Here is a 15256-nt window from a genome sequence, read left to right as displayed (position 1 = left end):
CGTGCCCTTGGCTACTGTCAGAATGAACAGTGCAGTATAGGGGAAAGAGCGTGATGGGGGAAAGAACGATGGTGCCCTGACGCCGGATTGCCGGCGTCGGGCAGGTGGGGTATCAGAGGTTTTCCTGCGCCCAGTTCACCGCCTGCAGGCGGTTGGAGGCATTGATCTTCTTGAAGATGTTGTAGATGTGGGTCTTGATGGTGTGCGGGCTGAGGTTGAGCACCGTGGCGATTTCCGAATTCTTGGCGCCGGTGGCCATCACCTTGAGCACTTCGATCTCGCGGTCGGTAAGGTTCACCTCGTTGCGGCCGAAGGTCTTGTTGAAGGCGCGGCTTTTCACCAGGTATTGCTGCAACACCTTGCGCGGGAACCACAGCTCGCCCTCGAACATCGACTTGATGCCCTTGGTCAGCAGCCCCTGCGGGCAGTCATGCTGAAAGCCGCCGTTGACCATCGGCAGGCCCGCCAGGCGCGACAGGTCATCGTCGTCGTCGACATTGAACACGCCGATCAGAATTTCGCTGTCGAGACGCTTGTCCGTTTCCAGCAGGCGGGTGATGACGTCATTCACATCCACGGAATGGAAATCCACCAGGAACAGATTCTGCTCCACGGCGCGCAGGTCGTCTTCGTGGACCTGGTCCACCGACTTCACCGCGCTGGCGGTAATCGACGCTTTGTCGAGGAACTCCGTGAGCAGCGCGTTCTGAAGATGCTGGCCGCCGACCACGTACACCTTTTGTGATTCTTGAGTGTCCATTAATTCGTCCATGATGCGTCCCGTGTACCGGGAGGTTGTGTCCCGCGAGGGGGATACGAAAAAAAACTGATTCAAGGGGCCAATTTATCATCGCATTGGCGGGGGTTCAATTTACCATTATACGGCGGTCGCGGGGAACGTCTGCCCGATGGCCACTGGGCGGAACGGCTTAGACCCGGATTCCGGCGGCGGCCTGCCCATCATCACCCGACGCGGGATTGAATCTGGTACACTCGCCGTCCCTTTGTGTATCACCGATGTTGGACCATGACGGACGCTTCCCGGGCCGCGCTGCGGCGCACTGAATTGACCACCACCGGCTCCCTGGCAGCGATTTTCGCCCTGCGCATGTTCGGGCTGTTCATGCTCCTGCCGGTGTTCGCCGTCTACGGCGCCGAACTGGACGGGGCCACCCCGCTGCTGATCGGCACCGCCATCGGCGCCTACGGCCTGATGCAGGCCCTGCTGCAGATTCCCTTCGGCATGCTGTCGGACCGCTTCGGCCGCCGCCCTCTGTTGCTGATCGGCCTGCTGCTGTTCGTCATCGGCGGGGCGGTGGCGGCGCTCAGCGACAGCATCCACGGCGTTATTCTGGGCCGGGCACTGCAGGGCGCCGGGGCCATCGCCAGCGTGATCATGGCGCTGATCGGCGACGTGGTCAGCGAGCAGCGCCGCACCCGCGCCATGGCGCTGATCGGCATGGCGGTGGGCTCCTCCTTTATCCTCGCCCTGATCCTGGGGCCGCTGCTGGCCCGCTGGCTGGGGCTGAGCGGCCTGTTCTGGTTCACCGTGGTGCTGGGTCTGGCGGCGATGCTGGTGGCGGTCTGGGTGCCCTCGCCCAGGGTGCGCAGCAGTGAACCGCTGCCCGCCGCGCAGCGCTTCCGCACCGTGCTGGGCGATCCGGTGCTGCGCCGCCTGGATGTGGGCATCCTGGTGCTGCACATGACCATGACCGCGTCGTTCGTGGTGCTGCCGCAACTGCTCAAGCAGCGTCTCGGGATGTCGCTGGAACAGCACAGCCTGCTGTATCTGGTGGTGCTGGTGGGCGGCTTTCTGGCCATGGTACCTCTGATCATCGCCGCCGAGCGTCGCGGGGCCATGCCCATCAAGCGCGTGGCCGTGGGCCTGCTGATCGTCGCTGAAATCCTGCTGGCGCTGGCCGGCAATACACTGTGGCACTTCGTGCTGGCGTTGTTCGTTTATTTCATGGCCTTCAATCTGCTCGAGGCGCTGCTGCCCTCGCTGGTGGGCCGCGCCGCCCCCGCCGGCACCCGCGGCACCGCCATGGGCGTTTACTCCACCAGCCAGTTCCTGGGCGTGTTCATCGGCGGCCAGCTGGGCGGCGCCCTGTATCAGTGGGTGGGCGCCGAAGCGGTGTTCCTGGGCAGCGCGGTTATCGCCGTGGGCTGGCTGCTGTACTTGCGCGGCATGGGCGAATTGCCCAAGCTCGACAATCGCGTGATTCGCCTGGCGAGTGCCCAGGATTGGGATCAGGCGGCATCGCGGTTGCGCTCGGTGCCCGGCGTATTGGAGGCGGTGGTGGTCGCCGAACAGCGCCTGGCGCTGCTGAAGGTGGACAATAAGTTGTTGGATGAGGACGCGCTCACGGCGCTCAGCGCCGAGGTCCAGGAGCCGCGGGCCTGACGGTTTGGGCGGGCGGCGCCGCCGGGGGTTTCAAGCGCGGCCAAAGCTGCCACAATAACCGGTCTGCTTTTTACCGCACCGGCACCGCCGGTGCCGTCCCATTGATATATCAGTCGTTTAGAGACGTGCCGTTATAGGCCGTTACAGAGAGAGGGAGCGAACAGCCATGGCGAGAGGCGTCAATAAAGTCATTCTGATCGGTAACCTGGGCGCCGACCCGGAAACCCGGTTCATGCCCAGCGGCGGCGCGGTCACCAACATCCGTTTGGCGACCAGCGAAACCTGGAAGGATCGGCAGACCGGTCAGCAGCAGGAACGCACCGAATGGCACCGGGTGGTGTTCTTCAACAAGCTCGGCGAGATCGCCGGCGAGTATCTCAAGAAGGGCAGCAAAGTGTACGTGGAAGGTTCCATCCGCACCCGCAAGTGGCAGGGGCAGGACGGCCAGGACCGCTACACCACGGAAATCGTCGCCAATGAGATGCAGATGCTCGACGGCCGTGGCGGCGGCGGTGACGGCGGCGGCTACCAGAACCAGGGCGGCGGCCAGCCCACCGGCTACGAGAACCAGGACTACGACTATGGTCAGCAGGGCGGGGGTCAGCAGGGCGGTGGTGATCAACGCGCCAAGCCGGCCGGTGGCCAGCAGGGCGGTGGTTTCAGCGGCCCGGCCGATGATTTCGACGACGATATTCCGTTCTAACGTGGGGCTGTGATGCGCTGGTTCGCTTTGGGGGCGGTGTTTGTCGCCAGCCTGGTGGTTTTTTTAGTGGCTCTGATGCCGGCGGCGCTGGTGATCGACAAAGTGCCGGCGTTGCGTCCCGGTGGCGCGCCGCTGGTGTTGTCCGACGCTCGCGGCCCCTGGTGGGACGCCGACGTCCGGGCGCGCTGGCGTGATCAGCAGGGTCGTCTGAGCTGGGAACTGAATTGGCACGGCCTGACCCCCGGGGTGGATTTGTCCCTGTCCGCCGGCGAGTTGCAGGCGCGCGGCTGGCTGGGCGCCGCCTGGGGCGACTGGCGTCTGGAGCAGTGGCGCGCGCAGGTGCCGGTGGCCATGGTCAGCCGACAGGTGCCGCAAGGCGATGCCGATGGTACCGTGTCACTTTCCTTGCTGGTATTGGAACTCGTCGATGAGAACGTGGTCGATGCCAAAGGGACGCTTGATTACAGCGGCGGCACGGTGAGCTGGGGTCGCGACGGCTCGGCCAGTGTGCCGCCCCTGGACGGCCGGCTGACGATGTCGGAGAGCGGCCCCCGGCTTACCGTGACCGGCCCCGAGCAGCAGCAGCTGGTTCTGGCGAGCCTGGAAGACAAGACATTGAGCGTGCAGGTGCGCCGGGCCTGGCCGCAATTGCTGGGCGTCAGCCAGGGTGGGGACCCTTCCGATGTGGTCTTTCGCATGCGCCGGCCTTTGACCCTGGGGCGGCCAGGCTAAGCGCCTCTGCATAACAAGCGGTCGGAAAGACCGTGTATAAATTGGCCAGGGACGGTCGGCTCTCTATACTCGGGATTCGATGCCGGCGGGCCGGGATAACGATAAACAGGATTGATGGCTTTATGATTCAGTGGGCCCGGAGGGGAAACCGACAAAAAGGGGGGCGTTGGCTGCGTGCCATTCTGGCTCTTTTGTTGGTGGTGTTTCTCGCCTATGTGATTGCCCGGACAGTCTGGATGCTTTGGTACGGCCCCCCGGACAGCGTGCCCGAATCAGACCTTCAGCAGGTTGCCGTGGCCGGCTCCCGGCAGGGCCAGTCGGGGATTTCCTCTTCCCAGGTGCAAAGCTGGAATCTTTTCGGTGTCTACCAGGCGGAGCCCGACGCCCTGGATGACCGGCCGGTGGATGCGCCGGACACCCGTTTGAGCCTTGAGCTGTTGGGGCTGTTCCAGACCCGCGACCGGGACAAGTCGTCCGCGATCATCGCGGAAAAGGGCAAGGACGCGGAACTGTTTCATATTGGTGACGCGATTCCCGGTAATGCTGAGTTGGAAGACATCTACGCGGACCGCGTCATTCTGCGGCGTCAGGGGCGTCTGGAAACGTTGCGTCTGAACGAAATCAAAGGGCTGTCCGGCGGTGGCGTGACGCAGGTGAACGAGCCGGCGCCGCAGACACAGGCGCCGAGCCCGCAAACCGATCTGGCCCAGCAGCGCACCGCGTTGATCCGGCAACTGGGGCTGCAGCCGGTCAGTGAGGGCGGCACCGAGGGGTATAGAATCGGCGAACAAGCGCCCAAGCAGTTAATTGAACAAGTGGGGCTGAATCAGGGGGACGTGGTGGTCTCGGTGAACGGCTACCCGCTTGGCGATGAAGAGAGTGATCTGGCGGCATTGCAGTCCTATCTGGACAGCCAGGCCGCATCCATAGTCGTGCAGCGCGGCGAACAGGAATTTACCGTGAACTATCCACCGTGAGAAGCCTATGAAGTCGGCCCTGAAAACAATAATCGCAGTGCTAACGCTGAGCCTGGCTCTCGGCGCCCATGCCCAGCAGCAGGCTCAGGTGGAGCAGTCCGGCGATGGCAAGAACTGGACGGTGAATATCCGCAACGCGGACATTCAGGCGTTCATCAACCAGGTCGCGGAAATGACCGGGAAGAACTTTGTCGTCGATCCGCGGGTGCGCGCCCGTGACGTGACTGTCATTTCCAACCAGCCACTGACCTCCGACGAAGTCTATGAGCTGTTCCTGTCGGTGCTTCAGGTCCACGGTTACGCCGCAGTGCCGTCCGGTGGCGTGATCAAGATCGTCACCAACACCACCGCCAAGCAGAGCAACCTGCCGCTGACCGCCAACGCGGGCAGCGTGGACGGTGAAGAGTTGATCACCCAGGTGATCGCGGTGGACAACTCTCCGGTTGAGGAACTGGTGCCGGTGCTGCGCCCGTTGGTGCCGCAGTACGGTCACCTGGCGGCGGTGGGATCCGCCAACGCGCTGATTATCAGCGACCATGCCGACAACATTCAGCGCATGCGCGCCATTATCAACAGCCTCGACAACGCTGAAAGCGACGAGGTTGAAATCGTTCAGCTGGAGCACGCGTTCGCCGGCAATATGGTGTCGCTGCTCGAAGAACTGACCACCTCGGACCCGGCCGCTAACAACCGGCGCCGGGGCGCCCAGGGCGGCGCCACCATGGTCGCCGATGAGCGCACCAACCGTTTGATTATCAAGGGCGACCGCGGCACCCGCGCCCGCCTGATGCCGCTGATCCAGCAACTGGACAGCCCCTCCAGCGCCGCCGGCGGCGTGCAGGTGGTCCGGCTCAGCCACGGTGATTCGGAGAAAATGGCGGAGCTGCTGAAGAACTTCGCCGCCGGGGCCTCGGCGGTTCGCCAGGGCGGTGATGAAAGTGGCGCCGCCGCGCGAACCTCCGACGGTGAAGCACGGGTCTCGATTCAGTCGGACGAATCCCTCAACGCTCTGGTGATCCGCGCCGAGCCGGAGATGATGAAAGAGCTGCAGTCAGTGATCAGTCAGCTGGACGTGCGGCGCGCCCAGATCCTGATCGAGGCGGCCATCGTCGAAGTGACCGGCGACAAGGCTAACAACCTGGGCTTCCAGTATCTGGCCGGCGACCTGGAAAACGGCGTGGGCGCGGTCAACTTCGGCGGCTCCGGCATCAGTGTGCAGTCCCTGTTGCAGGCGGTGATCACCGAAGACCCCTCCAATATCACCCTGGGCGACGGCATCGCCGCGGGCTTCGGGGAAACCGACGCGGACGGCGATTTGGAATGGGGCGCGCTGGTGCAGGCGCTGGCCTCCACCACCAACACCAACCTGCTGTCCACGCCCAGCATTCTCACCCTGGACAACCAGGAAGCGTCGATTATCGTCGGTGAGAACGTGCCGTTCGTCACCGGGCAGGCGTCCAGCACCGGGTCCGGGGTGTCCAACCCGTTCACCACCATCCAGCGCGAGGATGTGGGCCTGACGTTGAAGGTGACGCCCCATGTGGCCGGGTTGAACACCATCCGCCTGGAGCTTGAGCAGGAAACCTCGGCGGTGAAGGATTCGGTTGGTGAAGCGGTGGACATCGTCACCACCAAGCGGCAGCTCAACACCACGGTGCTGGCGGACGACGGTGAGACCATCGCCCTCGGCGGCCTGATTTCCGACGACGTTCAGGAGACCGTCCGCAAGGTGCCGCTGCTCGGTGATATCCCTCTGCTGGGCTTCCTGTTCCGCTCCACCTCCGAGAGCCACGTCAAACGTAATCTGATGGTGTTCATCAAGCCCACGGTGCTGGCGAACAACGACCGGCTGGTGGACATGACCCGCGAGAAATACATGGGCGTCACCGCCATGCAGTTCCGGGTCAACGATGACGGCGATCTGGTTCGCGAGGTTCAGTTCCCGTTGCCGGTGAAGCTGGAAAACCTGTTCGAAGGGCGTTCACCGGTTTCCGATGATTACGAGCGGGCTTATAAGGCGCAGCAGGAAAAACGCGAAGAGGATTCCGCCACGCCGCCCACCTCCGGGCCGGTGACCGATACCGAGGGCGTGGTGCCCGGGGAAGAAGAGGAGCCCGCCGCCCGCGATGAGGAGGCGGACCAGGCCGAAGACGAGGCCCGCGAGCCTTCCGCCACCCGGACGCCGCAACCGGTTGAGCCGGCCCCGGCGCCCGCGCCGGCGGCCCCCGAGCCGGTCGAGGAATCGACGGTGGCGGCCTCGCGGGCCGAGCCGGAGGCGGCGAACGCCAGCCAGTGCCGGCCGCCCTGGTGCTAGCCGGCGGTCGCTAGGGGGTGTTCAGAGATTCCAGGTTTCTGATCACCCGCTCGCTGCGCTCCAGTTTTTTCTGTAATTCCACGTTGTCCGGGTCCAGCGGGGCCACCCGCTGCCACAGCTGGTGGGCGGCCCGGTATTCGCCCTTGGCGTAAAGCGCTTCCCCCTGGGCCATGGTCCGGGCGAAGCGGTCCCGCGACCAGCGCTTCACTTGCTCGCGCATGGTGTCCAGGTAGCCGCCATCGTGCTGCGCCAGGTAAGTGCGGGCGGCCAGCAGGTCCTCCAGACGGCCGGTTTGTTGATACTGTGAAATCAGCGCTTCAGCGTGCTGGAAGCGGGTTTCCTGGCGGGCGTCCCGCGCCCGGTCCCGGGCGCTGTCGAGGGTCTTGCGCGCGCGTTTCAAGGAGGCCGGCTGGCTGCGGTCCGGCGTCAGCCGTTGTGCCATCTCCAGGGAGACCAGTGCCTGGCGCCACAGCGCCTGGTCGGCGTAGGCGTCGCCCAGTTCGGTGAGGCCGTCGCTCACCTGTTGGCGCAGCCGCGCGCGCTGATCCAGAATTCTCGCCGCCCGGCGGTCATCATGGTGGGCCAGGTCCCGGTCCAGCTCATCGGTGTCCAGCAGCGCCTTCGCCTGGGCCAGATACCACTGGTTAAGGCGTTCGCGCAGCGCCCGTGCCTCGCGCTCCCGCAATTGCGCCAGCAGAGAGTTCACCGGTTCCGGTTCCGCCACGCGGTCGCCGGTATCCTCCAGCAGCTGATACGCCTGCCCCCAGTCTTCCCGGGCCGACAGATCCCGGGCCAGGGCCAGTCTTTCCTGGCGGTATTCCCGGCTTGCCTGCAGCACCCCCTGGCGTTGCTCGGTGAGCAGGCCGTATTGGGGATGGCTCTGGTCGGTGCGGTCGATGATGTCCAGGGCGTCCCGGTAGCGGTGCTCCTGCAGCGCGTCACCCACCCGGTCGGCGGGATCCGAGAACGGCAGCAATGAGGCGCAGCCGGGCAGTATCAATACCGCCCCCAGGCCCAGCGTCGCCCGCCAGGTGCCCCGCTTAAGAGGATTCACGGTCGGCCTCCGCGCTGATTTCGGCAAGGAATTGGGCAATGCGTTGTTCCATCAGCGTTTCCGACAGGGCGTGCACGCCGTCCACCCGGAAGGTGCCTACCGGCTCCTGGCGGCCGCGCACCCGCATGGCGCCGTACTCGGTGGCGCGCACCCGGGAGCCGATATTGGGATCCGCCATGATTGTCGAGGCGGCGATGATTTCGCCGGCGCCGGCCATGTTGGACAGCCGCGAGGCCAGATTCACCGTGTCGCCCACCACCGTGTATTGCATGCGCTCCCTGGAACCGAGATTGCCGGCCAGCATGGCCCCGGAATTCATACCGATGCGGAATTCCACGGTGGTCAGGCCGCGCGCGTCGCGGTATTCGTTGAGACGGGTCACCAGCCGCTGAATCATCACCGCGCAGCACAGACCGTGGAAAAGGTGCTCGGAATCTTCCTCGGGCACCCCGAACACGATCATCGCGCAATCGCCCATGTACTTGTCGATGGTGCCCCGGTAGAAATCGGAAGCGGCGCTGATGGCATCGAAGTAGACGTTGAGCATGTCCGCCACCGCTTCCGGCGCCAGACTTTCGGAAAGCCGGGTAAAGCCGACGATGTCGGCGAACACCACCGTGGCGGTGACGTCGCGCCCGCCCAGGGTGACCTGGTCCAGGTTGGCCATCATCTTGCGCGCCACCGAAGGGCTCACGAAACGCTGCAGCACGCGCTCCACCTGGTCTTTCTCCAGCATGCCGTGGGCCATGCCGTTGTAGGCCTCGATCAGATGGCCGATCTCGTCATTGCGGCGTTCCTGGATGCGGTATTGCAGGTCGCCCTTGCGCATGGCGCTGGTGGCGGCGAGCAGATTGTGGATCGGCTGCGCCAGCCGTCGGCTGATCAGGAAGGAGGCGATGATCGCCAGCACGCCCATCGCCAGGGTGGCGGTGATCAGGGTGTTGCGCACCTCGCGCTGGGCCAGGGTGATGGAGCGGTCCGACAGGGTCACCGCCACCGATCCTGCCAGGTTATCGTTGACGCGCACCGGCGCGAAGTAGGTGCTCATGGCGTTTTCCCCGAGCCCGCCCCAGCGGCGCACTTCCGTCGAGGACGGGGCGCTGGCCGGCGGTTGCACCCCGGCCTGATCGATCGGCTGGCCCTCCCGGTTGAACAGCGCGGCGCCGGCGATGCTGTCGCTGCGCACCAGGTTGTTGATATGCACCTTGAGCAGGAAGCGGTCCTCGGCAAGCAGCGGTTCGCGGGCGGTATGCGCCAGCTGGGTGGCGATGGCGTTGCCGAAGCTGTCCGCCTGGTCGCGCATACGCTGCAGCTGATTGTTAAGCAGAATGAACGCCAGCAATGTCATACCGATCAGGATCAGCGCCGAAATCGACAGACCCATCTTCCAGGCCACCGGGAAATATTCCGGAATATAGGGCTGGATCAAGGCGTCAAAGCGCGCTTTCCAGGAAGCTTTCGGCTGGTTGGCAGGTGATGCGGGCATGGGAGCTTGAGGCTCTTGTCAGGAACAGTATCCAGTGTCACATTGCCAGACTGGCCCGAGGGAAACCAGACGTTTAACCACCATCTGCAAAGACTGAACACGACATGGCATTTATCCGCGAACGGCGCCTGGCCGCCAATGGAATGGACTTCTTCATCGCCGAGGCCGGCGAACCCGGGGCGCCGTTGGTGCTTTGCCTGCACGGTTTCCCGGAATGCTGGGCCTCCTGGCGTTATCAGCTGCCGGCGCTGGCGCAATCCGGGTACCACGCGGTGGCCCCGGACCTGCGCGGCTACGGTGAAACCGGCGGCCCCGCCGAGGTGGACGCCTACCGGCAAAGCCGGCTGGTGGCCGACGTGGTGGCGTTGATCGAGGCCCTGGGCGCCGACCAGGCGGTGCTGATCGGCCACGACTGGGGCTGCGCCCTGGCCTGGCAGGTGGCCCGCCGCCATCCGGAGCGGGTCGCCGCCGTGGTGGGGCTGTCGGTGCCGTACGGCGGCCCGTCGCCGAAGCCGCCCACCGAAGCGATGCGCGACCTGTTCCGCGATCACTTCTTCTACATGCTCTACTTCCAGCGCCCGCAAGCCCCGGAGCAGGAGCTGGAAGCCGATGTGGAGGACAGCCTGCGGCGCATGTTCCACAGCCTCTCCGCGGATGGCATCGAGGATTTTTCCGTGGCGCCGGACAGCACCGGCGTGTTGCAGGCCATGCAACCGCCGCCTTCGCCGCCGCGCTGGATGCGCGACGAGGATCTCGCCTACTACGTGGCCCGCTTTGAAAAGACCGGCTTCACCGGGGCCCTGAACTGGTACCGGGCCATGGACGCGTCCTGGGAAGAGAGCCGCGACGACGACAACTGGACCATCACGGCCCCGGTCCTGTTTCTCGGCGGCATGCAGGACCCGGTGCTGCTGTTCGGGCAAAAAGCCCTGACGCGCATGCCCGACTATGTGCCGGACCTGCGCACCGTGGTGCTCGACCAGTGCGGCCACTGGATTCAAATGGAGCAGGCCTCCGAGGTGAACCGGGAAATCCTCGGTTTCCTGGAAGAGATCTCGCCTAGACGCTGATCGGCACGCCGTGATCGTCGCGGTCGGTGAGAATCTCGAAAGCGGCGCCGTGCTCGCTGTGCAACACCTCCTCATGGCCCGAGCGGATCACCGACACCCGCGCGCGGGCCAGTTTACTGTTAAGACAGGTTTTATTGCCGCCCGGCGGGTTGTAGTAGGTGAGGGCGGTGAAGGCCTCGCGCGGCGCGTCGATGTCCACCCGCAGTTGGTTGTCACCGGCACGGCACTCGAGCCGCCACTGGAAGAACCGGTAGCGGCCCCGTGAGCGCAGCGCCTGGCCGACCCGGTTGAAAGCGTAAGTCCGCCCGTCCAGCCGCAGCACCGCCAGACTCAGCCAGGGCGTGGGCACGGGCCCGAACCAGACCCGTGCCGTGGCGCACTCGAGAAAGGCGTCCGGGCGGCCGTCGAAGGCGGCCACCTGGCCCCAGGCGTACTGGTCGGTGTGGCGCTTTCCCCAATTATGGTTTTCGCTGCCTGGCCAGTGTTCCAGCTGCATGGCGTCGCCATCCACCCGAACCTGGCCGGACACGCGCACCGCCGGCCGGCTGACCAGCGACTTGGCCTTGGGAAAGCCGGCCCGGTAGCGGTCTTCCGGCAACAACAGCAGCGGCTCCTGGCCGCCCTGGTAGCGCAGATCCCACTCGATGCGGTGGCCGTTGAGCGAGGCGCCGCCGTGCAGCTTGCCCGGTTCCAGCCGGTTGTCGCCGATCTCCACCGCCAGGCGGTCGGCGGCCACCAGACAGTGCTCCAGAGGAAACTCTTCCTTCACCGCCACCTGGCGTTCGCCGTCGAACCAGACCGCCCAGATCTCGCCGAGGCGCCGCCCGCCGTCGGCGGCGATGAACTGGGTATAGCGTATCCACAGTGCGCGCCGGCGGTAGGGGTCGTTGGCGCGCACGAACCAGGATTCGTAGTGCCCGCCCTGGCCCGGGTACTGGTTGCCGTGGAACGGGATCATGATGCCGCATCCTGATACGCGTGGCGCTCGTCCACCAGCCGCAGGGCCGTGAAGGGGAACGCCAGCATGCTGTCCCGGTACGCCACCCGGGCTTTGCCCACCGGCCGGTCCGCCTGGTAGACCGTGAGCGGGCAGGTGATCAGGGATTGAATCCAGCCGCCCTGACCGTATTGCTTTTGTCCCTCGGCGTAGAGCTCGCCCAGCTCCGGGTGACGGAAGCGCAGCCAGTAATGGGGCCCGCTCAAGCGGATTCTCAATTCGCCCTCGCAGGGGCATTGATGATCGCCGAGGCGCGCGGTGCCGCGAAAATAGCGCGGCGCGCCGAGGCTGAAGATGCGCGTTGTGAAAGCGCGAATCGTAAAGCTGAACGGACGCTCCACGCCGTCGCTGTCCAGAGCCAGCCAGCCGCTCATGGATTCCTTGAGTAGTAGTCCCAGTGTCATGCTTGGTGCTCCTGTAGATGGTCGGCCAACCGGGCCGCGGCCCGGCCGGCCAGGGCCATGATGGTGACCTGGGGATTGGCGCCCAGGCTGGAAGGCACCGCCGACCCGTCCATGACATAGAGGCCCTGGCGGCCATGGACCCGGTGCTGCGCATCGCAGACGCCGTCGTCCGGGTCCCGCCCCAGGCGCGCGGTGCCCAGCGGGTGATAGGCGGTGATCAGAAAGTCGCGGGGTTTGAGCGGGCCGGCCAGAAAGCGCTCCAGCTCCGCCACGCTATGCAGGCGCTGAAGGCCGTCCAGGCCCGGCACCAGAACCTCGCGGGCGCCGGCGGCGAAGTAGATGCGCGCCAGCGTGTCCACGCCGCGCAGAAACTGCGCGAAGTCCCGGTCATTCATGCGGTAGCGGATCAGCGGCCAGTCCCGGTGGGGCCCACGCCGCACGCGCCCCTGGGAGGTGTCGCGGATCATAAAGCCGAAGTAGGCGGTCTGCTGGTAGTCCTCGGTGAAGCGCACCCAGTCCTCGCCGTAAAGGTTGTTCAGCAGGCTGTGTCCCGCCAGGGGCACGCTGCCGCCTTCGAACATCAAACCCTGCTTGCCCCAATCGGTGACGCCGAAGCCCTGCGGAATGCTGCGGCTGTTGGCGAAGTCCCGGTCCGGGAAAATCGCGTTGACCACGCCGGCCGGGTGCAGGGTGAGGTGGCGGCCCAGATGGCGGTTGCGGATGCCCTGGTCACGCAGGAACAGCGGTGTAAAGAAGGTCCCCATGGCGGCCACCACGGCGCGGCTTTTCACCGTTAACCGGACCGAACGGCCGTCCCGGTTGCGGCCCCGGGCGGTCATGCCGGTGACCCGGTCGCCGTGCCAGTGCAGGCGTTCCGCCCGGAACCCGGAGAACAGGAAGGCGCCGCGGTCCAGCGCCCGGGGTATGTAGCTCACGTTGGTGGACTGCTTGGCGTCCGTGGGGCAGCCGAACTGGCACAGCCCCTGGCCGTCGCAGCCCTCGGCGTTGCGGTTGAGCGGGTGGCGCTGCCGGAACCCCAGCGCCTCGGCGCCGCGATCGATGACGTCGCCGATGGCCCCCACGTGTTCGGGTTTGGCGGCCTGCACCTTGAGCACCTCTTCCACCTGTTCGAACCAGGGCGTCATCGCTTCGGCACTGAAGTCGCCCAGCCCGCGGGCCTGCCAGTCGGCCAGTACCTCCTCCGGGGTGCGCATGCAGGTGCCGGAATTAATGGTGGTGGTACCGCCCACGTTGCGGCCCACCGGCACCGGAATAATGGCGTTGCCGGTGGCGCAGTTGCTGCCCAGCGCCCGGTACAGTTTGGGAATCACCTCGGTGAGCCGGCCGTTGAAGTGGGAGCGGTCGTAGTACTGGCCCTCTTCCACGATCACCACGGCCAGGCCGCGGCTGGCCAGCTCGTAGGCGGCCGACGCGCCGCCGGCGCCGCTGCCGATCACCACCACGTCCGCTTCCAGTTCCATATCCTCGGCGCAATCCCCGGCGGCGGTGATCTGCTGCTGCCAGCGGAAATGTTCCACCTGGCTGGGCACCTGCACAGGTGGCCGGCAGCCGGTGCGCGCTTCCACGTCGCGGTCAAACACATAGTGCGCCTTGAGCGGCAGGCTCACGGCGCGCAAGAGCTTACCGGACACCGGGGTGCGGGACAGCCGGTCGAGAAAACGGGCCCGGTGGGGCGTGTCGCCACGGTGGAAACGCCGGCCATGGCGGAGCAGGTGGCGGGCGTCCAGCCACAGCAGCCCGAGCCGCAGCGCCCGCGCCAGCAAAGCATGCTCGCCGACACGGGTGAGCAGCGCCTCGGCGTCCGCTGCCGGCAGGGTCCGGCCGGCGGGAAACAGGGACGCGGTCAGCGCGCGGGCGGTGGGGTTGCGGGTGAGAGCGGTTTGGTCAGCCATGCCGGCAGTGTGGGGCCTTCCCCGGTGCCGCGCTTGACCCGGACCACAGTGGCACCCTGCGGGCCGGGTCAAGCGCGCCTGGGATGCCGGCTATCTGATCTGGATCAACAGCGGCGGGCCCGGCTTTGGGCATTATGGCTTCGGGGCGTCACGCCCCGCTGCGTATGCTTCCGGGTCACCCCGGTCTGCGGCCCCGCTTCGGCGGGGCTTTTTTTTGCCCTTTCCCGGGTCAGCGCCGCTTGTCGCGCAGCAGCTGGAAGCTGGTGTTGACGATCAACTCGGAGGTTTTCGGCAGGACCTGGTACATCACCTGGGAGGCCAGCCCGAACGCCGGCACCTTGCGTTTCGGGCGGGTGACGATCGCCTCGCACAGCCAGTCCACGGCGCGCTCTTCGCTCATCGCCGGCACGTAGCGGTAGATGGCGGTGGGCGCGATCATCGGCGTGCGCACCAGCGGATAATTCATCAGGGTGAATTCCACGCCGGTGTGCACCAGCTCGTTCTGGGCCGCCAGGGTCCAGCCTTCCAGCGCCGATTTGGAGCCCAGGTAGGCGGAGAAGCGCGCCGGGGCGCTTTGCACGCCCATGGTGGACACATTGATCACGTGCCCCTGGCCGCGTGCCTGCATGGCGGGAATCAGGTTCATCGCCAGGCGGATGGCGCCGAAATAATTCAGCTGCATGGTGCGCTGGTAGTCGTGGAAGCGGTCCAGGCTGTGCATCACCGAGCGGCGGATCGAGCGGCCGGCGTTGTTGACCAGAATATCCACGCCGCCGTGTTCGGCGAGCACCTGCTCACAGAGCCGGTCGCAGCTGTCGAGGTCGGCCAGGTCACAGCGGTAAGCGTGGGCGCGGCCACCGTCGGCCTGGATATCGTCCACGGTGTCCTGCAGTTTCTCGAGGGAGCGGGCCACCAGAAGGACGGTGGCGCCGGCGCGGGCCAGGCGGTGGCTGAGTCCGGCGCCGATGCCGGAACTGGCGCCGGTGATCAGAACCACCTGGCCGGCGACGCGGCGGCGCAGCGCGCCACGGGGGGAGAAACGCTGCCGCCAGCGCCAGCCGGCGGCGGCGGAGATGCGTTTGATATGCGGCCGGAGGTCCGGCCGCTGCCATTCGATGTCGTTCATTGGAGGCACCCCACGAAGATGGAAGACCTCCTAAGATTGCATTCAAACAAGCGTTTGATCAATGACCGCCGTTGCC

General features: G+C 65.9%; 13 protein-coding genes. 6 read left to right on the top strand and 7 right to left on the bottom strand.

Features of this window, described 5'->3' with window-relative positions:
• Positions 1-112: 112 nt before the first annotated feature.
• Complete coding sequence (locus tag ACMG4O_RS15890; protein ID WP_142949718.1) at positions 113-760, bottom strand: LuxR C-terminal-related transcriptional regulator; 648 nt, start codon at positions 758-760, stop codon at positions 113-115.
• Between the two features lie 267 nt (positions 761-1027).
• Here ACMG4O_RS15890 and ACMG4O_RS15885 point away from each other — a divergent pair, with 267 nt between their 5' ends.
• From ACMG4O_RS15885 to gspD, 5 genes are all read left to right on the top strand, one after another.
• Positions 1028-2404: an MFS transporter gene (locus ACMG4O_RS15885; protein WP_142949687.1), complete on the top strand. Its 1377-nt coding sequence runs from the start codon at positions 1028-1030 to the stop codon at positions 2402-2404.
• A gap of 166 nt (positions 2405-2570) precedes the next feature.
• Entirely contained in the window at positions 2571-3107 is a 537-nt protein-coding gene (gene ssb, locus ACMG4O_RS15880) for a single-stranded DNA-binding protein (protein WP_142949686.1), read from the top strand.
• A 12-nt stretch (positions 3108-3119) separates the two neighbouring features.
• Positions 3120-3839, top strand: a complete 720-nt coding sequence (gene gspN, locus ACMG4O_RS15875) for a type II secretion system protein N (RefSeq protein ID WP_142949685.1) — start codon at positions 3120-3122, stop codon at positions 3837-3839.
• A 122-nt stretch (positions 3840-3961) separates the two neighbouring features.
• Positions 3962-4816, top strand: coding sequence for a type II secretion system protein GspC (gene gspC / locus ACMG4O_RS15870; protein ID WP_414434134.1), 855 nt, complete (start codon positions 3962-3964; stop codon positions 4814-4816).
• Positions 4817-4823: 7 nt separating this feature from the next.
• Entirely contained in the window at positions 4824-7130 is a 2307-nt protein-coding gene (gene gspD, locus ACMG4O_RS15865; RefSeq protein WP_370202156.1) for a type II secretion system secretin GspD, read from the top strand.
• A 10-nt stretch (positions 7131-7140) separates the two neighbouring features.
• Here the strand turns inward: gspD and ACMG4O_RS15860 are convergent, their stop codons facing one another.
• Complete coding sequence (locus tag ACMG4O_RS15860) at positions 7141-8184, bottom strand: hypothetical protein (protein ID WP_194856572.1); 1044 nt, start codon at positions 8182-8184, stop codon at positions 7141-7143.
• On the bottom strand, positions 8171-9670 hold the full coding sequence (locus ACMG4O_RS15855; RefSeq protein WP_370184608.1) for an adenylate/guanylate cyclase domain-containing protein: 1500 nt from the start codon (positions 9668-9670) through the stop codon (positions 8171-8173). Before ACMG4O_RS15855 ends, ACMG4O_RS15860 begins: the two co-directional genes overlap by 14 nt.
• A 104-nt stretch (positions 9671-9774) precedes the next feature.
• Between ACMG4O_RS15855 and ACMG4O_RS15850 the strand changes: the two genes are divergently transcribed.
• Positions 9775-10740, top strand: a complete 966-nt coding sequence (locus ACMG4O_RS15850; protein WP_335629388.1) for an alpha/beta hydrolase — start codon at positions 9775-9777, stop codon at positions 10738-10740.
• On the opposite strand, the gene ACMG4O_RS15845 is transcribed toward ACMG4O_RS15850, so the two are convergent.
• The 4 genes from ACMG4O_RS15845 to ACMG4O_RS15830 form a co-directional block, all read right to left on the bottom strand.
• Entirely contained in the window at positions 10730-11698 is a 969-nt protein-coding gene (locus ACMG4O_RS15845; protein WP_142949680.1) for a hypothetical protein, read from the bottom strand. The genes ACMG4O_RS15850 and ACMG4O_RS15845 overlap by 11 nt on opposite strands.
• On the bottom strand, positions 11695-12141 hold the full coding sequence (locus tag ACMG4O_RS15840) for a hypothetical protein (protein WP_414434133.1): 447 nt from the start codon (positions 12139-12141) through the stop codon (positions 11695-11697). The genes ACMG4O_RS15845 and ACMG4O_RS15840 overlap by 4 nt, the downstream gene beginning before the upstream one ends.
• Positions 12138-14054 carry an FAD-dependent oxidoreductase gene (locus tag ACMG4O_RS15835; RefSeq protein WP_414434132.1) on the bottom strand — a complete coding sequence of 639 codons (1917 nt, stop codon included), beginning with the start codon at positions 14052-14054 and terminating at the stop codon, positions 12138-12140. Before ACMG4O_RS15835 ends, ACMG4O_RS15840 begins: the two co-directional genes overlap by 4 nt.
• A gap of 229 nt (positions 14055-14283) precedes the next feature.
• Positions 14284-15180 (bottom strand): SDR family NAD(P)-dependent oxidoreductase, encoded by an 897-nt coding sequence (locus ACMG4O_RS15830; protein ID WP_335629392.1) that lies wholly within the window; start codon positions 15178-15180, stop codon positions 14284-14286.
• Positions 15181-15256 lie beyond the last annotated feature (76 nt).

Source organism: Alloalcanivorax venustensis (assembly GCF_047495515.1).
GTDB classification, from domain to species: Bacteria; Pseudomonadota; Gammaproteobacteria; order Pseudomonadales; family Alcanivoracaceae; genus Alloalcanivorax; species Alloalcanivorax venustensis.
This window is presented reverse-complemented; position numbering and strand designations above follow the sequence as displayed.